The organism is Onishia taeanensis, assembly GCF_013349955.1.
Lineage (GTDB): Bacteria > Pseudomonadota > Gammaproteobacteria > Pseudomonadales > Halomonadaceae > Onishia > Onishia taeanensis_B.
In genome coordinates, this window is sequence record NZ_JABVXC010000091.1 from 1 (window position 1) to 224 (window position 224).

The following is a 224-nucleotide window of genomic DNA, read 5'->3' on the forward strand; positions in this document are numbered from 1 at the left end:
CACGCGTCATGCCTTCTGCAATGTTGCTGGGTACCGAAAGCCCTGAGCGAGTGATTTGGTCCTTGAAGCCGAAGTCCTTGAGATCCCGCATCGCCTTGTAGAGCTCTGCCGATAGCCTGGCCGACCGCTTCCACACCTGAAGCTTCTCGAAGTCCATGCCAACGCCTCCCTGGGGTTTCTTCCAGCTTCAAGCTTATGGCTTACAGCTGGTTTCTCTTCCAGCT

The 224-nt window shown here is 55.8% G+C and carries 1 protein-coding gene; it reads right to left on the reverse strand.

Going from position 1 to position 224, the window contains the following annotated elements:
• Positions 1–157 (reverse strand): four helix bundle protein (locus HUS66_RS18000; protein ID WP_175072470.1); only part of this gene is annotated, 157 nt, incomplete at its 3' end.
• Positions 158–224: the final 67 nt, after the last annotated feature.